17 protein-coding genes are annotated in these 22108 nt (G+C 33.4%); 7 read left to right on the plus strand and 10 right to left on the minus strand.

Annotated elements, in window-relative coordinates; translation table 11 throughout:
* Window positions 1–209: 209 nt before the first annotated feature.
* Complete coding sequence (rplS, locus tag A0O34_RS02065) at window positions 210–566, plus strand: 50S ribosomal protein L19 (RefSeq protein WP_066750768.1); 357 nt, start codon at window positions 210–212, stop codon at window positions 564–566.
* Window positions 567–940: 374 nt separating this feature from the next.
* Here rplS and A0O34_RS02070 read toward each other — a convergent pair whose 3' ends face one another.
* Window positions 941–1936, minus strand: coding sequence for an alpha/beta fold hydrolase (locus A0O34_RS02070; RefSeq protein WP_066750769.1), 996 nt, complete (start codon window positions 1934–1936; stop codon window positions 941–943).
* Between the two features lie 228 nt (window positions 1937–2164).
* Here A0O34_RS02070 and A0O34_RS02075 point away from each other — a divergent pair, with 228 nt between their 5' ends.
* Window positions 2165–3307, plus strand: coding sequence for a DUF418 domain-containing protein (locus A0O34_RS02075; protein WP_066750771.1), 1143 nt, complete (start codon window positions 2165–2167; stop codon window positions 3305–3307).
* Between the two features lie 57 nt (window positions 3308–3364).
* On the opposite strand, the gene A0O34_RS02080 is transcribed toward A0O34_RS02075, so the two are convergent.
* From A0O34_RS02080 to rpsA, 4 genes are all read right to left on the minus strand, one after another.
* On the minus strand, window positions 3365–4345 hold the full coding sequence (locus tag A0O34_RS02080; RefSeq protein ID WP_066750773.1) for an EamA family transporter: 981 nt from the start codon (window positions 4343–4345) through the stop codon (window positions 3365–3367).
* A gap of 129 nt (window positions 4346–4474) precedes the next feature.
* Window positions 4475–7102, minus strand: coding sequence for a T9SS-dependent M36 family metallopeptidase (locus tag A0O34_RS02085; protein ID WP_066750775.1), 2628 nt, complete (start codon window positions 7100–7102; stop codon window positions 4475–4477).
* 188 nt (window positions 7103–7290) lie between these two features.
* Entirely contained in the window at window positions 7291–8730 is a 1440-nt protein-coding gene (locus tag A0O34_RS02090; RefSeq protein ID WP_082891079.1) for a T9SS type A sorting domain-containing protein, read from the minus strand.
* Between the two features lie 161 nt (window positions 8731–8891).
* A complete protein-coding gene (rpsA, locus tag A0O34_RS02095; RefSeq protein ID WP_066750779.1) occupies window positions 8892–10694 on the minus strand; it encodes a 30S ribosomal protein S1 in 1803 nt (600 codons plus the stop codon).
* 310 nt (window positions 10695–11004) lie between these two features.
* Between rpsA and A0O34_RS02100 the strand changes: the two genes are divergently transcribed.
* Both A0O34_RS02100 and A0O34_RS02105 read left to right on the plus strand, forming a co-directional pair.
* Complete coding sequence (locus tag A0O34_RS02100) at window positions 11005–12273, plus strand: C45 family peptidase (RefSeq protein WP_066750780.1); 1269 nt, start codon at window positions 11005–11007, stop codon at window positions 12271–12273.
* A 265-nt stretch (window positions 12274–12538) separates the two neighbouring features.
* Window positions 12539–13846 carry a DEAD/DEAH box helicase gene (locus A0O34_RS02105; protein ID WP_066750783.1) on the plus strand — a complete coding sequence of 436 codons (1308 nt, stop codon included), beginning with the start codon at window positions 12539–12541 and terminating at the stop codon, window positions 13844–13846.
* A 267-nt stretch (window positions 13847–14113) separates the two neighbouring features.
* On the opposite strand, the gene A0O34_RS02110 is transcribed toward A0O34_RS02105, so the two are convergent.
* Entirely contained in the window at window positions 14114–15007 is an 894-nt protein-coding gene (locus A0O34_RS02110) for an SMP-30/gluconolactonase/LRE family protein (RefSeq protein ID WP_066750786.1), read from the minus strand.
* 256 nt (window positions 15008–15263) lie between these two features.
* Here A0O34_RS02110 and ccoG point away from each other — a divergent pair, with 256 nt between their 5' ends.
* Window positions 15264–16706, plus strand: a complete 1443-nt coding sequence (gene ccoG, locus A0O34_RS02115; RefSeq protein WP_066750789.1) for a cytochrome c oxidase accessory protein CcoG — start codon at window positions 15264–15266, stop codon at window positions 16704–16706.
* 68 nt (window positions 16707–16774) lie between these two features.
* Here the strand turns inward: ccoG and A0O34_RS02120 are convergent, their stop codons facing one another.
* The gene (locus A0O34_RS02120; protein WP_066750798.1) at window positions 16775–17656 is read right to left on the minus strand and encodes an AraC family transcriptional regulator; all 882 of its coding nucleotides are present in this window, start codon (window positions 17654–17656) and stop codon (window positions 16775–16777) included.
* Window positions 17657–17807: 151 nt separating this feature from the next.
* Between A0O34_RS02120 and A0O34_RS02125 the strand changes: the two genes are divergently transcribed.
* Window positions 17808–18149 carry a MerR family transcriptional regulator gene (locus A0O34_RS02125; RefSeq protein WP_066750800.1) on the plus strand — a complete coding sequence of 114 codons (342 nt, stop codon included), beginning with the start codon at window positions 17808–17810 and terminating at the stop codon, window positions 18147–18149.
* 137 nt (window positions 18150–18286) lie between these two features.
* Window positions 18287–19585 (plus strand): ComEA family DNA-binding protein, encoded by a 1299-nt coding sequence (locus A0O34_RS02130; protein WP_066750803.1) that lies wholly within the window; start codon window positions 18287–18289, stop codon window positions 19583–19585.
* Between the two features lie 141 nt (window positions 19586–19726).
* On the opposite strand, the gene rluF is transcribed toward A0O34_RS02130, so the two are convergent.
* Genes rluF through A0O34_RS02145 form a run of 3 tightly spaced genes read right to left on the minus strand, consistent with a single transcriptional unit; the run spans window position 19727 to window position 22027 of the window.
* Window positions 19727–20452 (minus strand): 23S rRNA pseudouridine(2604) synthase RluF, encoded by a 726-nt coding sequence (gene rluF, locus A0O34_RS02135; RefSeq protein ID WP_066750806.1) that lies wholly within the window; start codon window positions 20450–20452, stop codon window positions 19727–19729.
* Window positions 20453–20462: 10 nt separating this feature from the next.
* Window positions 20463–21161, minus strand: coding sequence for a tRNA pseudouridine(55) synthase TruB (truB, locus tag A0O34_RS02140; RefSeq protein ID WP_066750809.1), 699 nt, complete (start codon window positions 21159–21161; stop codon window positions 20463–20465).
* A 47-nt stretch (window positions 21162–21208) separates the two neighbouring features.
* Entirely contained in the window at window positions 21209–22027 is an 819-nt protein-coding gene (locus A0O34_RS02145) for an undecaprenyl-diphosphate phosphatase (RefSeq protein ID WP_066750812.1), read from the minus strand.
* Window positions 22028–22108: the final 81 nt, after the last annotated feature.

The raw sequence follows: 22108 nt of genomic DNA on the forward strand, positions 1-22108 counted from the left end.
GCAAAAGTAAAACTCCCATGTAAACTCAATCTGCCGTCTGCGTAAAGGATATGTTAATTTTTGGAGTCAAAAACACTGAAAATATGTAGTTTAATAACAAAAAATTATTTGGCATATTCAAAAAGTATTTTGTACATTTGCAACCTGTTATTCAACCTCTGACGAAAAACGTGTAAGTTGCTTAGCCTTAACATTTTATTTTATTAAAAATGGATTTATTAAAGTACGTACAAGACAAGTACATTACAAAAAAAGAATTTCCTGAATTCAAAGCAGGTGATACAATCACTGTTTATTACGAAATTAAGGAAGGACAAAAAACAAGAACTCAGTTCTTCAAAGGAACAGTTATTCAATTAAGAGGTACTGGTTCTACAAAAACTTTCACAATCAGAAAAATGTCTGGTGATGTAGGTGTAGAAAGAGTATTCCCTATCAACATGCCAGCTCTTCAAAAAATTGAACTTGACAGAAAAGGTAGCGTTAGAAGATCTAGAATCTATTACTTTAGAGATCTTAGAGGTAAGAAAGCGAGAATTAAAGACGCTACTTACAAGAAGAAATAATTCAGACAACAATACATACAAAAAGAGGCTGTTCATATTTGAGCAGTCTCTTTTTATTTGAAGCTATTTCCCGCTTTTCATTACAATCTTTTTTTTCAAAAAAGGATTTTCATTGCAATCGGGGCTAGGATTTCAGGGATGGTGACTTCGGGAACCTCAGCCACCAAGGAATTTTTGACGTTCTTTCTAAGTATAACTTTTACAATTTAGCTAGCACAATCTTTGTCATTCCGGAGGAATCTAAACGAGGATTTTTATAATTCGATCTCTACAAAATAAGTCTAGATTCCTCCGGAATGACAAACTTTATGGATAGCGGATTATACTATTCTCAATGCTGTAAACTTCCAACTTCCCTCTTCCAACTTCCTTCTTTACATAATAAAATCATACAAAGCATTCCAGAATTTATCATAAACTTCAATATGCGGAAGATGGCCAACATTTTCAATTTCAACTAATTTTGAACCTTCAATTTGTTGTTGGGTCTTTTTTCCTAATTCCTGATACTGCCCCATTTTTGGCTGTAATTCTTTAGGTGCTCTATCCTTTCCTATCGCCGTTCTGTCTCTTGTTCCGATAATTAATAAAGTTGGAGTTTTAATATTTTTAAACTCATAGCAAACAGGTTGATTGTAAATCATGTCTGAAGTTAAAGCTGCATCCCAAGCTACTTTTGGATAATCGGAATGGAAAGTCCAGCCTGCGATCAAATCAAGCCAAGGCTGATATTCTGTTTTCCATTTATTGTCATAATAAAATTTTAACTGATAATTTTTATACGTTTCCGCCGTATTTTTTAACTCTGATTGATATGCCTGATCTATCGTCTGATAACCTGCAAAAGTTTTATAATCTTCAAGCCCGATTGGATTTTCAAGAATTAATTTTTGAACTTTTTCAGGATAAAGCAATGTAAATCTCGTGGCAACCATTCCACCCATTGAGTGACCTAAAACAATTGTTTTATCAATCTTCAATTCATCCAAAATTGCTTTTGTATTTTCCGCCAATTGAGAAAAAGAGAACTGATAACTTTGAGGTTTTGAAGACTTTCCAAATCCAATCTGATCCGGAATAATGACTCTGAAACCTTTATCTGAAAGATCTTTTGCCGTCTGTTTCCAATAAGCTCCATTGAAATTTTTACCATGAAGGAGCATTATTACTTTTCCGTTTGAAATTTTTGGCTTTACATCCATATAAGCCATTTTCAAATCGTTATTTTGAGATTTTAAATTGATGAAATGAGCTTCATAAGGATATTGATAATTCGTAAGATCTGCATCCAAAGGTTTTACCTGTGAAAATAGTAAAGCAGGCGCAATCGATAACATAATAACCGCAACAGCATTTTTAAAATATTTCATGAAATTTTATTTAAGTATAAAATTAAATAAACCGATTTAAAGAGAATAGTTTATAATCAATATTTTCATTTCAATTTGAAGTTTTTACGATAATTACCACCTTAAAGAGTCCTTTTATAGAAACATTAACATAAATAATATTTACAACATAAAATACAAAAGTATATTTGAACAAAATAACCAGAAAGCATTATTTCTACGATGCTTTCATATTGATCACACCTGTTTATGAATGACAATAGTCCTATCTTACAAAATCAGCGAATTCCCATTATCGATATTTTAAGAGGCTGGGCGTTATTTAGCGTTGTCATCATGAATTATTGCACGATATACACCTGGAATAACCATTCAATACAAACAGAAACTGACACCGTAACTTCTCTCATAGAAAATATTTTGGAAGTTATTTTAGGTTCGAAAGGTTGGACCTTACTCGCCATATTATTTGGTTTCGGTTTTTCAATATTATTAAGAAAGATAAGCTCCAGCGGGCAACCGACAAATTTATTTTTCATTAAACGTATGCTGTGGTTATTTGTTTTTGCCTTTATTAATACACTCTTTTTCGGAGGTGATATTCTCAACGATTACGCCTTCATGGGATTAGTATTACTGCTTTTCTACAACTTTGATACAAAGACTCTATTTATTCTTGGAATAACGATCTTATTATTAACTCCATTTTTACAATCTTTTTTAGGTAGGCATCATTTATTATTTGCTCCAAAAGACCGTGATCTGTTTTATGAATTTTACGACAAGAATACTTTTTTAGATCATATCAAAGCCAACCTTATTATGAGATATAAATGGTTTTTGCGCTTAAGCTATTCTATTATACTACATTTGATACAATTAGGTTGTTTCTTAATAGGTGCTGCTTTACACCGCAGCAATTTTTTCTCAAAAATAAATAACAGTCCAAAACTTTTAAAGAAGATATTTTGGATCAGCTTAAGCTTTTCAATTGTTCTGTTTTTCACTCAAATCTTAATCGAAAAATATGAATGGGAATTCAATACTTATTACAATCTATTTTATCCTGAAATACTTTTTATTATGACATTTATAACCACCGGAATTATCTGGATGTATAATGCCGGCAAGGCTAAAAGGACTTTCTCGGCATTACAGGTTATAGGTAAAATGACCCTTACCAACTATATCACCCAAAACATCATTGCATTTTTTCTGCTTATCTTTTTAAAAGTAGATTGGCCATTATACTGGTATGTAGTGATAGCCATTTTCGTCTTTATTTTACAGATTTTCTTCAGCAAATGGTGGCTGAAAAAATATAATTACGGATTATTAGAATGGCTTTGGCGTTGCTTAAGCTATGGAAAAGTCTTTTCATTAAAAAAATAAAAAAACCGTTCCAAAAGAAACGGTTTATACTTATTATTTTAGTTTAATTTAGATTTTTTATGATACTTCCGCAACAATAAATCCTTTTTTGGAAGGTAAGTTCATTAAAACAATAGCGAAAAGAATTAATATAATTCCCATCCACTGAATCAATTCAACTTTTTCGCCTAACAGAACGTAAGCCATTGTTACAGAAACCGGAAGCTCTAATGATGAAACAATACTTCCTAAACCTAATCCCGCATTCGGGAAACCTATATTAAATAAAATCGGAGGAATAATCGTTCCAAAAATAGCTAGAGCAAAGCCATACGTCCATAAAATGGAGTAATCAAATGAGTGAATATGTTGTGTATTTTCTGTAAAATTTAAATAAATTGATTTTAAACCATCAGAATACATTGGTCCAATCTGAGCAAAAAACAAGAATGCAAAGATCACAATTGAACCACCTGAAAGCATCACAATACTTTTTCTCAAAACAGGTAAATGAGTAGCTAAAGTATTGGATGTAAACATTGTTAATGTATAAGATGCCGCCGCTAATAATCCCCAGAAGATTCCGTGCCAGTCTAGCTCAATGTCCATATTGATAAGGTTTGTCGCCAATATCGTTCCTAATAAAACGATGACAACGGATACTATTTTTCTGGCGTTCGGTAGTTTTTTAGTTAAGAAACTTTCAACAACTACGCTGAACCAAACAGACTGCATCAACAATACAATTGCAATAGAAACGGCGATATACTGAACTGCGATATAATAAAACAAACTTGTACAACCCAAAGAAGTACCAGCTAACATTAGCATTTTGATTTCTTTACCACTTGGTGTTGATAGTTTTTGTTTGGATGTTATTGTTTGGATAAAATTCAAAATCAATAATCCCAACAATCCCAACACGAACTGCGACGTAGTAACCTCCGAAGTCGTGTATCCGTCATGATAAGCCATTTTAACAAATGTTGCCAACATACCATATATACTGGCCCCGATCCCGACAAATAAAACTCCTTTTAGTATATTTTTCTTCTTCATAATTTTTTTAAACAGCCGCCAAAGTTACGATATAATAATCAAATTTGTCCGAAGGTGATTAGTATCATAGATAAATAAAATCGCCGCAAGCTTTGCTTGCGGCGATTCATAACATTATTTAATTAAAAATTATTTCTTAACAATAACTTTAGAAGAAGCATCAAATCCAAGACCCTTTATCTTCACCATGTATACTCCATTTACTAATTTATCTGTAGAAATTGCTTTTTTAGCATCAGGAGAAATCTTATCTTCTGAAGAAACTAATTTTCCGGACATATCATAAATTTCAACACTTACTTTTCCAAGAGTGTTGCTTGGGAAATTGATGAAAAATTCGTTTTTAGCAGGATTTGGATAGATCGAAATTGTATTCTTAATCACTTTCACTTCGTTCGTTGCCAATACATTACATTCAGCTGGTACCGTAAGATCCTGCACCTGATCATTGATATTAGTCAAAGATCCGGCACTTGCATTAACTCCTAAACCTCTTTTTGCAAAAACATTCCAGATCATACATTTGTCTGCACCTCCGGTTGTGGCTAATTCAGCAGCTAATATTGCATTTCTACCATCAATAAATGTTGGATTACAAGCTTGAAGTTTCAATGCATCAGTCACTAATTGTAGAACTCTAGAACTACCGTTAGTCGTGTTTGCAGTCACATCAGAAGAATATCCGTATTTTTCAACATACTTCCAGTGTAGATCCCATAACATTGTTGCCCAAACAAAACCAATTGAGTGTACATCAGGAACGATAGCAGATCCATTATTGTACTCCATTCCGTTGGTATCAGTATAAGTGAAATCATTAATAGCAAAATTAGGTGAGTATTTTGCAGGTCTGATACCACCTCCGGTAATATCCTGTCCTTGTACATAAGTACCCATTCCTCTTGCTACTGTCGCGTTATCTCCCGCTTTGTTTGTCAACATTAAAGCAAAGAAATCTGACCAGCCTTCGCCCATTTGCTCTTTATCAGCAGATGAATTTAAACATCCAAAACCTGCGCCTGTTAATCTATTCGAAATTCCGTGTCCGTACTCGTGGGTAACAATTCCGTTATCAAAACTTCCGTCAGGAGTTACACTTGTTGCAGGATCGTTTTTCAATGTTACATTTACAGCTCCTGAAGCAAGTTGAGTTTTAATATATTCACCCTCTGCGTTAGTAATTAATACTGAAGGAATAGTAACCGTAGCATCAACTCCGGACATATTCCCGATGGTAGATCCGTTAGCTGTATTATTATAAATGATGGCTGCCAATGCTCCGGCATCTTGTAAATTCTTTGTTTTAACAACGAATGAGCATGTTCCTCTTTCTACCAATCCAATTTTCTCAACAAGTGAATTGGCAGGTAATGGAGTACATCCGTCTAATACTGAAGATAATTGTACATTCCCTGTAACTCCGGTAGCCGTTAAAGCCTGTCCAAATTGAGCTGTTCCAGTACCAGGTGTACGAGGAATTGCAGCACTTGGTGCATTATAAAAGAATAATCTGTTTACCGTAGACCACAAATACATTTGCATTCTAGGATTAAAACTATCCTGTGGAGAAGAGAAATTAGCATTGTTCAATCCACCTCCGTCTTGCGCTTCTGCATATACAGAATCATCATCTAAACCTCCTTTTCCAAAATTATTCTGCTGAAAATTTCTTGCAGATTCTGTAAATCCAAACTGATAGAAAACATCATGGATTCTATTATTCAAATAAAATAAATTGGTGATCGCAGCATTTCTATTCGATACAGGAGTTCCATTAATGCTAAAAGGAAAATTAAAACTTCTTGATACTCCTCCATCCGCAGGAGTTCCAGGCAAATAGTTTGGAGCTGTTAAAGCAGTTCCTGCAACATCTTCGTAAGCAAAAACATTATTTCCTCTGGTTGTCGTATAATGAGTTGTACCATCAGAATGCCAGCCTTCAGGAGAGGCATTAAGCATCCAAGGGTTTGAAATAACCGATCTAGACCCAAAAGTAGGAGATTCAATAGGTAATGGAAATACATTATAAGATGCATTATCCGGAAGGAAAAAAGCAGAATTTTGTTGAGATTGATCTTCAGAACTTATCAACTGATTCTCATTATTTGCAAAATGCTCATGTGAAGAATCTTGAGCATAAGCCTCATGCGTAAAATTACATGATAATGTTAAATTATTTTTCTCAATGATATTTCCTGTGTTTGCATCAACCAGAATATTCCAATAATTTGCAGATTTAGGCTCTGCAAAACTATATTCATATGCTAAACGTAGATTTTCGTTCCCATCGTTAGCATACACCAGTCTTTGGCTTGCTGATGCAACCTTGTTTCCACTTTTTTCAGACTGATTATGAATAATTAAATTATTAATTTCCTGATTCTGAAGATCGTCAGCTATTTTCTGAAGTGCCGCAGTTTTACTTATTGCCGCAGTATTAGGTGTAGAAACAGAATAATTCTTTACAAAATTATCTGTATAATACACTATTTTATTGTCTTTAATTAATACTGTCCCGACAGAACTATATACCGGTAATCCGTTATAAGTTTGTTGAAATTTAACAACATTTCCATTTAAGGATCTGGAATTATCAACATTATCAATAATGAAATTCGTAAGGTCTGACTTTTTATAATCTCTGATTTTGTTTTGAGAAATATAATCTTTAATCAACTTTTCGTTATCTTGTCCAAATAAAGTAGAAGGAAGTACTGCGAATGCAGCAAATAAAAGAGGTAGAGTTATCTTTTTCATATACACTAATAAAGGCGCTAATTTACAAATAATTCACAATCAGAAAACATTTAATTTATTTTTTTTATAAAATAATCAGAAAACGATTAATTATTTTAAATCAAACCATTATTAACAACCTATCAACAGCTTCATTCAACAAAAAAAGACCACCAAAAGGCAGTCTTTTTTCAAATTATTAATTATAATTATTTTTTGATCAATTTTCCAGAATATGTTTCATTTTTATCTGAAGTTACTCTTACAATATAAATTCCCTGATTTTGAGAATGTATATCAACTTCAATTTCTTTTTGATCTTTAAATGATTTTTTATAAACCGTATTACCGCTCACATCCGTAACCGTTAATGATCCTGTTGTGATATTTTCATCCAATACTACTTTAAATGCACCTGCTGTCGGGTTTGGAGTAAGTTTAAATCCTGCTTTTTTCTCAAGAGATTGCGGAGCTATTCTCAACGGGCAGTCCATATTCATATCAACATCAAACCATGGATAGTTGTTCCAGCTGTATGTTTCGTATGTGTTTCCCTGATAAGTATAGATCAGAGTAAGTTTAAATTTATAATTCGCCAATCCAAAGGGAACACTATTAAAATCTGGAGCTTGAAGTCCATAATTAAAATGAGTTCCAATCCATGTCGGATTAAAATCTACAGGATAAGATGCTCCGGTATCGATATCAGTTATTGATAATTTAAGCGCATCGAAAGTTGCTCCTGCCGGCAATATATAATCTCCATTAATGTATTGTGCACCATTTCTGCACATACCTGGCTCATATTCAAACTTCACATTTCCCCATCCTGAAGAATTACAGATATTGCTGGCAAGATTACTCCAATAATGACTTTCTTCGCTATATAATCCAAAACCGTTTGTTCTATTATAGTAAAGCCTTGGCAATATACCAGCATCAGGATCTGCAGGATAATTTTCAATTAAACCTGAATATGCCCCACCCGGACTTGCAATAGCAGCCGCCGCTCTTTGTGCTGCTTGAGTTGTTGCGTTTGAAACCATAGTTAGATGTACAAAAGCGAATTTCGCTCCTTTGTTTACTTTAAAATCTATTACATTTTTAAAAGCATCATTAGTATTTAATCCCGGATTAGTATAATTTACTAAATAAGAACCGTTGATTATTGCTCCCACATTTCTGTTTGCATCGGTAAATGTAACAATGTATAAAGGGTTTGAACTCACACCTAATGTAGTTTGCGGACTTATAATATTCGCATTGGGAATACCATCCAGTGCGTTTCCTACCAATCCTAACGCTTCATGAAAGTGATCCCCATAATAAAGTCTTCTTGTAATATTCTGCGCGACAGAATGGTCGTTGGTAAAATCATTTTCGATATAAATTCTCGGAGCAAAACTTGTATTCGGAGCATTATATTTTCCGGCACCGTAATGAACGACAGCAACCCTGTTTTTGGGATTGCATGACAAAAGCTGCTCAACCAATTTACTGGCTCCTAGTTTCATCTCTGCAAAAGTTTGATCATTAATGGAAAAACCATTATCAAGCATAATAACGTAATCTCCTCCGCCAACCTGAGCGCGTAGTGTTCCCAAAGACATCACTAATGTAAGAAGGAATAGTAAAAATGTTTTTTTCATAGTTAAAGTTTTGTTATTTAATTTTGCTTAAAAATAATATTTTTTTCTATACATAGTGAAATATTGTGAAAATAATTTATTATCAATGTAAAATCTCAAAATAACTAACAAAAAAAAGCCACTCAAAAAGAGTGGCTTAATATTATAAAATGAATTAAGGATTATTTACCTTCTTCCATTTTTCTTTTCAATTCTGCTAATGCATCGATATCACCAAGAGTTGATCTTTCTTCGTTATTTGAAGAAGACGATGTATTGTTAGATCTGTTGTTGTTAGAGTTATCTCTTACGTTTTTCTTCTCTTCGTCTCTGAAGATACCTGTGTGAGAAACTACTACTCTCTTGAATTCTTTGTTGAATTCAATTACTTTGAATTGAGCATCTTCACCTTTTTTGATTTTAGATCCATCTTCTTTCTCTAATAATCTTGAAGGACAGAATGCTTCAACCTCAGCATCTTCGAATTGTACAGAAGCTCCTTTATCGTGAACGTCTACCGCTTTACCAGCGTGAATAGTTCCCTCAGCATACTTCGTTTCGAATTTATCCCATGGGTTCTCAGTCAATTGTTTGTGACCTAGAGATAATCTTCTAGCTTGGATGTCTAATTCTAGAACTACAACATCTAATTTATCACCAACAGCACAGAACTCAGATGGGTGCTTGATTTTCTTAGTCCAAGAAAGATCAGAGATATAGATTAAACCGTCGATACCTTCTTCTAACTCAACGAATACACCGAAGTTAGTAAAGTTTCTTACAGTTCCTACATGCTTAGATGCAACTGGGTACTTAGTTTCAATGTTTTCCCATGGATCTTTAGACAATTGCTTGATACCAAGAGAGATTTTTCTGTCTTCTCTATCTAAAGTTAATACTTCAGCTTCAACTTCATCACCTACTTTCACGAAATCACCTGCAGATCTTAAGTGAGTAGACCAAGACATTTCAGAAACGTGGATTAGTCCTTCTACACCTGGAGCGATTTCTACGAATGCACCATAGTCAGCAAGAACTACTACTTTTCCTTTTACTTTATCTCCAACTTTCATGTCAGCAGAAAGAGCATCCCAAGGATGAGCTTCTAATTGCTTCATACCTAATTGGATTCTTGTTTTCTCGTCATCAAAATCAAGGATAACAACTTTTACAGTCTGTCCGTCTTCTAAGATTTCAGATGGGTGGTTCACTCTAGACCAAGAAAGGTCTGTAATGTGGATCAATCCATCAACACCTCCTAAGTCAATGAATACACCGTAAGAAGTAATATTCTTAACAGTACCTTCAAGAACCTGACCTTTTTCAAGTTGAGCGATGATTTCTTTTTTCTGACCTTCGATATCTGCTTCGATCAATGCTTTGTGAGATACAACTACGTTTTTGAACTCAGGGTTGATTTTCACAACTTTGAACTCCATAGTTTTACCTACGAACTGATCGTAATCTTTAATTGGCTTAACATCAATTTGAGAACCTGGTAAGAATGCTTCGATTCCGTGAACGTCAACGATCATACCACCTTTAGTTCTAGACTTAACAAAACCGTTAACGATTTCTCCAGTTTCGTGAAGTTCGTTTACTCTATCCCAAGCTTTAAGCGTTCTAGCTTTTCTGTGAGATAACTGTAACTGTCCTGTTTTATCTTCTCTTCTGTCTACCATTACTTCAACATCATCACCTACTTTTAGGCCTGGGTTGTAACGGAATTCGTTAAGAGAAATAACACCTTCTGATTTGAAGTCGATGTCAACGATAGCTTCTTTATCAGTTAATCTTACAACTTTACCAGTGATAACGTCGTTATCGTTTAAACTGCTTAAAGATCCGTTGTAGATTTCCTCTAAATCACTTTTTTCTTTTCTTGCGTCTGCATCAAGACCTGATTCGAAAGAATCCCAATCAAATTGTTCTGGTGCTACGTTTTGGTTTAAAATAACCTCTGCTGAATTTGTCTCTTTTGACATTTTCTAATAAAATTTGTATTCCTTCTTTTTTAATGGTTTGAATAAATGTGGATTTAAAAAATACGGAAGTAATTAATTTTTAATAATTTACCTTTTCAAACCTTACCCACAAAAAGTGGTGCAAAGATATGAAATTTATTTTAATATCAACAACGATTTTCTTTCCCCTCCCATTCGAAAATATATAAGTTTTTGAGAACCTATATGGCTCTGTATTAATTGAGTTTTAAATAAAAATATATTTTTCAAAAAAACTTTAACAAAATCATTTTTTTGTAATCAAAACATCAATATTTATAAAAACTATATCATGTATAAACATTTCCTTTTAATTTTAATCAGCCTCGTTTCATCCGGTATAAATTCGGTAAAAGCCTGTACTATATTTTCCTGTTCAAGAGGAGGAGAGACATTTGTTGCGGCTAATGAAGATGATATGACTCCTTTTACAAGAATCTGGTATAATCCAGCTACTAAAGACCGCTATGGATCCATTAGCTTTGGGGCTCCGGATATGCAGTCTGCCGCAGCGATGAACGAATATGGATTGTTCTATGATTTTGCAGCAGCCAATTACGACATGAGTAAACTGAACCTGAAAAACCCTTACAAAGGAGATCTGATGTGGGAAATATTAGGAAAATGTAAAAATGTAAAAGAAGCCATGGTTTTGTTGAAAAAATATGACTATGCAATATCTGCCAAAGCCCTACTGGCTGATAAAGAAGGAAATTCTATTGTGATCACTCCCGGAGGAATCATTGAAAAAACGGGTGACTTTCAGGTGAATTCAAACTGTAATATGATCAATGGAAAACTGTCATGCAGAAGACCCGACATAGCCAATGAAATGCTTGCCGCTTCCAAGGAAAACAATATTGGGTTTTTGAAAACCATTTTAGATAAGACTCATCAGGAAGGAGAATTGAATACTTTATATTCTACCATTTGCGATCTTAAAAAGGGAATTATCTATGTCTATCTTTTTCACGATTACAATACAGTATATAAAATTGACTTAAAATCCGAGCTCAAAAAGGGCTATCATATAGAAAATCTGGCAGATCACTTCCCTTCTTCATTTGCCTATGAGAATTTCTCCAAGAATCACTCTTTATACCTTAAAGAATCTATTTTTCAGGAAATGCTGAATAAAGGAATAGAAACTACAATCGACCGATATATTGCAGAAAGTGAAAAATCGGATCCCAAAAATAAAAACCTAGATCCTGCTCTTCTGGAAGTAGCTTTACAGTTGATAAAATATTCATGGAACGAACACAATAACGGCGCCATGTGGGATTACTGGTTCAGCAAACCTAGTGGATATGACATTAAACCATACAAAGACATTCGTTTGACTTCCGCTGAAAAACTTTTAAAATATTTATCCGCCAAAGAAGAAAAAGATCTCAAGCTGCGTAATTTCATGTACGAAATATCGGGTTTCATAAATTTCACTCAGGGAAACACTGCCGTAGCAAAAGATTTTTACGAAAAATCTATTACTAATCCCGATGAAGCCTATGCAGTGACTTTGTTAAGGGGAAAAGAGATGTTGAGTCGGCTGCCTAAGTAATTGACAGACAATCATTTTACAATTCAATCTTCACAAAATGAGTTTAGATTCCTGTGTAGTAATCAATGGCAAAAAGTAGGCGGTAATGTTGTACCGTTGAGATACAGACAAATACCCTAGCCCCGATTGTAAAGAAAATCCTTTTTTTGAAAAAAAAGATTGTAATGGAAAGCGGGAAATAGCTTCAAAATAAATAATTTATAATGGACAATATAAATATATTATCAAACTTTAACCACGCAACCGAATTTACTACCTTTGCAAAATGGAATTAGAATCAATATATCAAAAACTGCAGATTCAGGATATGAATCAGATGCAGAAATCTACATACAAGACCACTGAAAACAATACTGATGTTGTTTTGCTTTCTCCTACAGGCTCAGGAAAAACGCTTGCTTTTTTGTTTCCTGTTCTTCGAAACCTGAAAAAAGATGTTTCCGGAATTCAGGCTTTAATTTTGGTTCCGGCAAGAGAATTGGCGTTGCAAATTGAGCAAGTTTTCAAATCTATGGGAACGGATTTTAAAGTTTCTGTGTGTTATGGAGGTCATGATAAAAAAATTGAGGTCAATAATTTAATTGAAGCTCCGGCTGTTTTGATCGGAACTCCAGGAAGAGTTACATATCATTTAAGAAATAACAATTTTGATCCGAAAACGATCAAGACTTTGGTGTTAGATGAGTTTGATAAAGCGTTGGAGTTAGGTTTTCATGAAGATATGGAATTCATTTCTAATTCTCTGAGAGGTCTTTCTCAAAGAATTTTAACTTCTGCGACGGCGATGGATGAAATTCCAGAGTTCACAGGATTGAAAAATGAGAAAATCATTGATTTCTTAAAGTTGGGTGATGCAAAACCAGATATTCAGTTGCGAAAAGTAATGACCATTTCTGAGGAAAAATTAGATACTTTATTTAATTTGATCTGTAAAATCGGGAATAAAAGGACATTGATTTTCTGTAATCACCGTGAGGCTGTAGATCGTATTTCTGACCTTTTAGCTGATAAAGGAATCGACAGAGAAACCTTCCACGGCGGAATGGAGCAGGACGAAAGAGAACGTGCATTACTGAAATTCCGAAATGATTCTGCAAGGATTTTAATCACAACCGACCTAGCTTCAAGAGGTTTAGATGTTCCTGAAGTTGAATCAATCGTTCATTATCAATTACCTTATAAAGAAGATGCTTTCATTCACAGAAACGGTCGTACCGCAAGAATGAATGCTAAAGGTTTTGCTTATTTGATAATGACTGCGGAAGAAAATTTTCCATTCATTAAAAATGATACGCCTGAAGAAAGTGTTGCAGGATTTAATACGTTTCCTGAAAAAACACCTTTCCAAACAATTTACATCAGCGCCGGAAAAAAAGATAAAGTTAATAAAGTGGATATTGTTGGATACCTTATTAAAAAAGGACAACTTAGAAAAGAAGATATTGGCTTGATTGAAGTAAAAGATACAACTTCTTATGTTGCCGTTTCAAGAAATAAGGTCAAGACATTGTTGGATACATTGATTGCTGAAAAACTGAAAGGTAAGAAGGTGAAGATGGAGGTTGCTTACTAATTTTTTGAACCATTAAGATTTATTTAAGGAGTTAAGAATATTAAGATCGCTACGCTTTAAGCTTAAAAATCAGAATGATTTTCTTAATTAAACTTAACTCCTTAAATAAATCTTAATGGTTCAAATAAATCTCTTTTAAGTTTTGGCTAAAGCCAAATTTGAATATCTGTTATAAAAAAACGGGCTAAAGCCCGTTCCTATTGATATAATTATTGTGTTTATTCGTGAAAAATATTTGTGTGATTCGTGTTTAAATAAATTTTTAAACTACCTCACACCTTTCACTTTTGTCGGTAAAGTATACACCGATTTTGAAGCTGTGATGAATAAAATTTCATTATTCTTTCCTCCGAAAGTCACATTTGAAGTCCATTCTTCATCAATCGGGATTTGATAAATCTTTCTTCCATTACGATCGAAAACCGTTACACCCTTTCCTGTTAAATAAAGATTTCCGTGTTTGTCAAGCGTCATTCCATCTGATCCCATTTCGCAAAATAATTTCTTCTCAGATAATTTTCCTTCACCTAAAATGTCATAAACATAAGTTTTTCCGGCATCAATATCCGAAACGTAAAGCTTTTTATACTTTTCACTTCCTACAATTCCGTTGGGTTGTGTGAATGTTTCTAGTTTGGTTATTTTTCCCTCTTTATTTCTGTAATATAAACTTTTGTGTGGAATTTCCTGTTTGAAATTTACCCAATAATCTCTTTTATATAAAGGATCTGTGAAGTACATTCCGCCAAATTCGTCGTTCCAGACATCGTTTGGTCCGTTCAGTCTTTTTCCTTCAAAACCTTTTGATAAAATTTGTACTTTTTTATCTTTTGATATCTTCCAGATTTCGCCATTGTCATCCGAACAAGTGATCAAATTATCATCCTTATCGAAATGTGTTCCATTGGCTCTCCCCGATTTATCTAAGAAAACAATTACCTGGTTGGTCTTCCAGTCCCAATAATAGATCTTATCATTGGGTTGGTCTGTAAAATATACATTCCCCTCTTTATCCGAAGATGGACCTTCCGTAAAACTAAATTTATCGGAAACCTTTTCCGGCTTTACACCATCATAAAACATGTTACTATAATTTACTGATTTACAATTTACTAATGCGAAAACCAAACCAATCAAGCTGATTCTAAAGATATTTTTCATTCTCCATTTTTTAACGGTTACAATTTACGATATCAACGATAAGATTCAAAGTTTATTTTATCATTTTGAGATATTAAAATTTAAATTTAAAATGTCCTTATTGTCCTATTTTGTAAGTAGATGGTATTAGTAATTAATTGGTTTAATGCAGAGCTTTGCAGTAGTCTAATCAAAAGATATTTTTTCTTTATCTGATACGTAGAATAAGTAATTAATCAAGTTTGATGTGACGTTTCAAATTAAAACAACCTAAGCGATGAGCATACAATCCGGCGATATTAAAACTTCAGACATTGAAAATGAAGCTTTTAGAAATTCGGTAGGCACGATGGATGAAACCGGAAGCCGAAAATGGGTTTTCCCAAGGAAACCAAAAGGAAAATACACCAATTATAGAAATTATGTGAGCTATTTTCTATTAGCTTTATTCTTTGGATTACCTTTTATAAAAATCAACAATAATCCTTTTTTATTAATTAATGTTATCGACAGAAGGTTTTTCATTTTTGGGCAACCATTCTATCTTCAGGATTTCTTTATTCTGGCGTTAGGAGCAGTTACTTCCGTAATTTTCGTCATGCTTTTCACCGTCGTTTTTGGAAGAATATTCTGTGGCTGGCTTTGTCCGCAAACCATTTTTATGGAAAGTGTTTTCAGAAAAATCGACTACTGGATCGAGGGCGACAGAAACAAACAAATGAAACTCGACAGACAGGAATGGGACGCTGAAAAGATTAGAAAAAGAATAACGAAATGGTCTATTTTCATATTAATATCCGTGATTATTTCACATTTCATGTTCATGTATATCGTGGGTTATGAAGAGGTGATTAAGATCATGAAAGAAGGTCCAATTGACCATTCTTTGAAATTCATAGGAATGATTGGCTTTGCAATGACTTTTTATTTTGTTTTTGCATGGCTTCGGGAACAGGTTTGTACTTTGGTTTGTCCGTACGGAAGACTTCAGGGAGTGTTGATCGACAAACAGACCATGAATGTTTATTACGATTTTAAAAGAGGAGAAAATCGTTCAAAATGGAGAAACGGAGAAGATCGAAAAGCTGAAGGAAAAGGAGATTGCATCGATTGCCAACAATGCGTAGTTGTCTGCCCAACAGGAATCGACATCAGAAACGGACAACAATTGGAATGCATCAACTGTACAGCTTGTATCGATGCCTGCGACGAGGTCATGGAAAAGGTTGGACTTCCAAAAGGATTGGTACGATATGCAACCGAAGCCGAGATTGAAAATCAGGAGAAGTTCAAATTTACTTCAAGAATGAAAGTTACGACTGCATTTCTTGTTATATTAATCGGGTTCCTTGGATTTCTAATGTACGACCGAGGTTCTATGGAAGCTAAATTCATCAAACCTGCAGGATCAACATTTTTCATTAAAAACGGAAAAATAACGAATACTTTTATCTATACTCTTCTTAACAAAACGAACGAGAAAAAGACTTTAACCATAAAAGTTATGAATCCTAAAAATGCTGAAATAACATTCTTTGGTTCAGAAAAAATCATCTTAAAAGGTGATGAAATTTTAAAAGGAAACATCAATATCACTTTTCCCGAAGAAGACATTAAATTTTCAAAACAAAATATGACCATCGGTGTATTCGACGAAACCGGAAAAATGCTGGATTCTTTTGACACTAATTTTGAAGGACCGTTTAAGTTGTTGTTATAAATAAGTTGGAGAGTTTTAGCGTTTGAGAGTTTATGCGTTATAGATTAAACTATCAACCAGAAACCAACTTAAGCCTTATATTTCTTTATAAATTGCGTGGGAGTCATTCCTGAGCCTTTGCGGAAGACTCTCACAAAATAAGAATATTCCTCATAACCAAGACGAAAAGCTATTTCAACCAGGCTCTCATCAAGGTACATCAGCATTCTTTTTGCTTCCAAAATTACCCTTTCAGTAATCACTTCTGTTGCCGTTTTTTGAACCACGGTTTGCGTAATTCTGTTTAAATGTTTTGGCGAGATTTCCATTATAGACGCATAATACGCGATTGATTTTTGAGTTGTAAAATATTGTTCAACCAAATTCTCAAAATCCTGATAATGTTTAAAATAAGAAACACTTGTCGGCGAACTTATTTCATCAAAATTTTTAGAAAACTGCCTTGTCGTATAGATATAAATCTGAGACATAAGAGAAAGAATAAAATCGTCTTTCATCATATTTTGAGCATGATATTCTTCTTCTATTTCTTTGAACAAATTAATTATTTTCAAGAAATCGTCCGATTCAAACTGAAATTTTCTCGGAAAAGTTGGCGAACTGAAAAAAGGGAAACTCCTCAATTTTCTGTTCACATAATGCATATCATAATATTCCTGCGAGCAGAAAAAAATATAACCATCAGTATCTTCCGAAAGTTCCCAACTGTGAACCTGCCCCGGCGATAAAAAGAAAATACTTCCCTCAGAAACTTCATATTTCTGAAAATCAATCTCATGAATCCCTTTCCCTTTCGTAAAAAGTACGGTGACATAAAAATCGTGACGGTGCGGTTTCTCAATATGCTTATGACTGGAAACCAAATGATCTCTCATCGTATTAAAATAAAAATCCGAAGCATTCTTCCCAGACTGAAAAAGATCGATATGTAAGACTGAGATAGAATTCATCCTAATTTTATTTGATATCAAAAATAAAAAAAAAATTCAAAGGTCTAGAATGACTTTATACATGATTTATACAAGAAAATACAACATTTTGTGTTACGTATTTGTAACAAGGTTTAAAAAATATTTATCTTTGAGTTTTAGGATTTGTAAAATGAAGATAAATTTATCAGATAAACTGTATTATTCTATAGGAGAAGTAGCGAAAGCTTTTGATGTAAACACTTCATTAATACGTTATTGGGAGCAGGAATTCCCTATCATTAAACCTAAAAAAAACAAAAAAGGAAACCGATATTTCACTCCTGAAGACATTAAAAATCTACAGATCATCTACCATTTGGTAAAAGAAAAAGGCTACACGCTGGACGGAGCCCGAATTGCGTTAACAACCAACTCCAAAATCTCTGAAACCGTCACGATTATCGATCGATTAGAGTTTGTAAAAGCTGAATTATTGAAGCTTAAAGAATCTTTGGCAGATAATCCGGAATAGTTTTCTTTAAAATATTTACAAAAATTCTCTTTCAGATTTAAATTGACAATCTTATTTATCAAATTATATTACAAAAAATAGTATTTCTAGTTCAGCCATTGCTTCATACTTAAATTTCTTATTAAGTTTACAGCAAGATGAAAAAAAACTATTACCAAAAACTGGCATTCATGGGAATGCTGTTGATTATTCTTTTCACATTTCAAAAATATACAAGCAAGGAAAAAGAAGATTTTTCTGATGTAAAATTCGTTTCTGAAAGTACAACTCCTTTAAGTTTATCTGAATTTGAACCAAACGATCTTGACCAGAAACAATGGCAAAATCTAGGCTTTACTGAAAAGCAAATTGCCACTATTTTAAATTATAAAAAGGTTGTTGGAGGAAGATTTACATCAAAAGAACAATTCAAAAAATGCTATGCTGTTTCGCCGGAAAAGTTTAAAGAGCTGGAATCCTATATTTTACTTCCTGAAACTAATAAAGAAGCTAAATCAAGTCATTTTAAAAGCTTCGAGAAGAAGAGCATCAATATTTCAGGGAAATTCAATCCTGATCATTATTCTGCGAATGATTGGGTGAAAATGGGTTTCAGTGAAAGACAGGCGGAAGCTATTTTAAAGTATAAAAGTTATTTAGGCGGAAATTTTGTCAGCAAAGAAAAGTTTAAAGAATGTTTTATTATTAATGATGAAAACTATGAAAAACTTGAACCTTATTTGATACTTCCTACAAAAACTCCTGAAAATTTCAAAAATTTTGCTAGAAACTTTACTTCCAGAAAATCCAAAGTTCAATATCATTCTTTTGATCCGAATACTTTGAATATTGATGGTTGGAAGGCTTTCGGATTTTCAGAAAAACAGGCAAATACTATTGTTAATTATCGAGATAGAAACTTAAAAGGAAGTTTTAAAAATTTAGAAGATATTCAAAAATGTTTTGTGATTTCAGCTGAAAAGTTTGAAGAATTAAGACCTTATATTAAACTTAATCCATCAAATTTAGCAAAGATTGATGAAAAGAAATTTGAAATCAGACAAGAGAAAACAGACTTTTCAAAAATAGACCTGAATTCAATTACTTTTAAACAGCTTTTAGAATTTGGAATGGATGAAAGAGCTGCAGGTTCAATAATAGGATTTAGAAAAAAATTAGGAGGTTTTGTAAATAAAGATCAGATTTTGACGACTTATAATATTGATAAAGATTTAACTCAAAAACTACTTACAATTGCTCCGTTAAATACTTCAAATGTCCCAAAATATACTTTGGTTGATGCTCCCGAAGAATGGCTTAAAAATCATCCTTATTTTAAATATTCTGCGGATAAAATTATTTTCTACAGAATTAGCGAACGCGATGAAAAGAAAATCTGGAAATTATTGAAAGTGAAGCCGGAATATGAGGCAAGAATGAAACTGTATTTGAAATAGTAAATGCTTTATTCGTAAATGCTTCGACTCCGCTCAGCATGACATCGCTAAAAATTCACTGTTAAAATAATACAGTTAGTATTAGAAATGTCATGCTGAGCAGAGTCGAAGCATCTATAAAATTATTTATCGAGCTTATAATTATTCTATAGTCTTACTAGAATCTCCAAGTAAATCATTCAAAGTAGAAAGTTCAGTATCCGTTAAATCTCTCCATTTTCCAACGGGAATATCTAATTTTACATTCATGATACGAATTCTTTTTAGCTTTTTTACTTCGTAGCCAAGATATTCGCACATTCTACGGATTTGTCTGTTTAAGCCTTGTGTAAGAACGATCCTGAAAGTCATATCGTCAATTTTTTCAACTTCACATTTTTTTGTGACTGTATCCAAAATAGGAACTCCATTTCGCATTTTATCTAAAAATTTTGGATTCGTAGGTTTGTCTACTCGCACCAAATACTCTTTTTCGTGATTGTTTCTGGCTCTCAGAATTTTATTAACGATATCACCGTCGTTGGTTAAAAGAATCAATCCCTCACTTGGTTTATCTAATCTTCCGATTGGGAAAATTCTTTTCGGATGGTTAATATATTCTATAATATTATCTATTTCGCGCTTGGTATCTGTTGTACAAACGATGCCTACAGGTTTATTGAAAGCAATGTAAATTGGTTCATCCTCAGATTCACGTATTGGTTTGCCGTCAACTTCCACGATATCTTCATCAGAAACCTTAGTTCCCATTTCAGGAACCTTACCATTGATCGTAATTCTGCCTTCTTCCAAAAGCTTATCTGCAGCTCTTCGCGAGCAGTATCCAGCTTCCGATAAATATTTATTGATACGTGTTTTCTCCTGCATAGGTTAGTTTTTAATTATTACCAAATCTAAAATCATTATCTAAAAACTGAGTCGTTGCGTCTTCAATTTTATAGTCACCAATTTTTGTACGTCTTAACTGTGTTAAATAAGCTCCAACACCCAATTCCTGCCCAATATCGTGGGCTAAACTTCGGATATAAGTTCCTTTAGAACAGCCTACTGTAAAGCTTACTAAAGGAAGATCTATTTTGATATCTTCAATATAAAGAATCGTTGTTTTTCTGGATTTCATTTCTACTTCCTCTCCTGCTCTAGCCAAATTATAGGCTCTTTGTCCATCAATCTTTATTGCAGAAAAAACAGGTGGCGTTTGATCTATTTCACCTAAAAATTTCATTACAGCTTCATTTATCTGCTCTTCTGAAACGTGAGAGTAATCTTGTTGAAGGATTTCAGGTTTTTCGGTGTCGTATGATTCTGTTTGAACTCCAATTTTAATTTCAGTCCAGTATTCTTTGGGAGCATCCTGTATTTCAGGGATTTTCTTAGTGAATTTCCCGCAACAAACAATAAGCAATCCTGTTGCTCTTGGATCTAGTGTTCCGGCGTGACCAATTTTAAATTTCTTAGGAAGATTAAACTCTCTTTTGAGCTTATATTTCATTTTATTGACTGCCTGAAAAGAAGTCCAATCCAGAGGTTTGTCTAATAAAAAAGTATATCCTGATTGCAGTTCTTCAGCTGTCATGAATGATGAGTAATATGTAATTGTTAATCAGTAATTTTTTAACCTGATTATTTAAAAAAGTAAAAATAAATCAATAAAGCCAATCCAACAAAAATACGGTACCATCCCCAAGGTTTGAAACCATATTTATTTAAAACTCCGATGAAAGCTTTAATAGCGATTAACGCTACAATAAATGCCACAACATTTCCAATCACGAAGATCATAATATGGTCGTTTGACGACATAATCATCTCGTACCCTTTTTGAGGATTAGGTGTTTCTTTACCCCATGTTTTAACAAAAACAGAATAAACTGTAACCGCCAACATCGTAGGAACCGCCAAAAAGAATGAAAATTCTGCCGCAGCTTTTCTCGTTAACCCCTGAGTCATTCCTCCAATAATAGAAGCAGCACTTCTACTCGTTCCAGGCATCATCGCAAGACATTGCCAGAATCCAATTGTGATTGCTTTTTTTACAGTAATTCCTTTTTCATCATCGATGGTTGGATTTTTAAACCATTTATCTGCAAACAATAAAACAACTCCACCAAGTACTAAAACGGACGAAATTGCAATCTGATTTCCAAGGATAGCTTCAATTTTATCATCAAATAAATATCCTAAAACCAACGCAGGAACAACTGCATAAGCCAACTTAAAATAAAACTTGATATTGTTGAAATCAAAGAATTTTTTCCAATATGCAACTACAACAGACAAGATTGCCCCAAACTGAATGGAAACCTGAAACATTTTTAAAAATTCATCTTCCTGCATGCCCATTAAATTGGCTGCAAAACCCATGTGTGCGGTAGAAGAGATTGGCAGATATTCTGTCAGCCCTTCAATAATGGCAATAACGATTGCTTTGATTAAATCCATAGTTTATATAAAAATTTAAAGATTAAGAGATATTGAAATCTAGAACATTCTAAATCTCGCAATTTCTTAATCTTTAAAATA

The sequence above is a fragment of the Chryseobacterium glaciei genome (assembly GCF_001648155.1).
GTDB classification, from domain to species: domain Bacteria; phylum Bacteroidota; class Bacteroidia; order Flavobacteriales; family Weeksellaceae; genus Chryseobacterium; species Chryseobacterium glaciei.

Excerpts from the sequence above, each read along its gene's own strand:
- rpsA (WP_066750779.1), bottom strand. The coding sequence starts at position 10,694 with ATGTCAAAAGAGACAAATTCAGCAGAGGTTATTTTAAACCAAAACGTA.
- A0O34_RS02110 (WP_066750786.1), bottom strand. The coding sequence starts at position 15,007 with ATGAAAAATATCTTTAGAATCAGCTTGATTGGTTTGGTTTTCGCATTA.
- rluF (WP_066750806.1), bottom strand. The coding sequence starts at position 20,452 with ATGCAGGAGAAAACACGTATCAATAAATATTTATCGGAAGCTGGATAC.
- A0O34_RS02085 (WP_066750775.1), bottom strand. The coding sequence starts at position 7,102 with ATGAAAAAGATAACTCTACCTCTTTTATTTGCTGCATTCGCAGTACTT.
- A0O34_RS02120 (WP_066750798.1), bottom strand. The coding sequence starts at position 17,656 with ATGAATTCTATCTCAGTCTTACATATCGATCTTTTTCAGTCTGGGAAG.
- A0O34_RS02125 (WP_066750800.1), top strand. The coding sequence starts at position 17,808 with ATGAAGATAAATTTATCAGATAAACTGTATTATTCTATAGGAGAAGTA.
- A0O34_RS02070 (WP_066750769.1), bottom strand. The coding sequence starts at position 1,936 with ATGAAATATTTTAAAAATGCTGTTGCGGTTATTATGTTATCGATTGCG.
- A0O34_RS02090 (WP_082891079.1), bottom strand. The coding sequence starts at position 8,730 with ATGAAAAAAACATTTTTACTATTCCTTCTTACATTAGTGATGTCTTTG.
- A0O34_RS02130 (WP_066750803.1), top strand. The coding sequence starts at position 18,287 with ATGAAAAAAAACTATTACCAAAAACTGGCATTCATGGGAATGCTGTTG.
- A0O34_RS02080 (WP_066750773.1), bottom strand. The coding sequence starts at position 4,345 with ATGAAGAAGAAAAATATACTAAAAGGAGTTTTATTTGTCGGGATCGGG.
- A0O34_RS02145 (WP_066750812.1), bottom strand. The coding sequence starts at position 22,027 with ATGGATTTAATCAAAGCAATCGTTATTGCCATTATTGAAGGGCTGACA.
- rplS (WP_066750768.1), top strand. The coding sequence starts at position 210 with ATGGATTTATTAAAGTACGTACAAGACAAGTACATTACAAAAAAAGAA.
- A0O34_RS02100 (WP_066750780.1), top strand. The coding sequence starts at position 11,005 with ATGTATAAACATTTCCTTTTAATTTTAATCAGCCTCGTTTCATCCGGT.
- truB (WP_066750809.1), bottom strand. The coding sequence starts at position 21,161 with ATGACAGCTGAAGAACTGCAATCAGGATATACTTTTTTATTAGACAAA.
- A0O34_RS02075 (WP_066750771.1), top strand. The coding sequence starts at position 2,165 with ATGAATGACAATAGTCCTATCTTACAAAATCAGCGAATTCCCATTATC.
- ccoG (WP_066750789.1), top strand. The coding sequence starts at position 15,264 with ATGAGCATACAATCCGGCGATATTAAAACTTCAGACATTGAAAATGAA.
- A0O34_RS02105 (WP_066750783.1), top strand. The coding sequence starts at position 12,539 with ATGGAATTAGAATCAATATATCAAAAACTGCAGATTCAGGATATGAAT.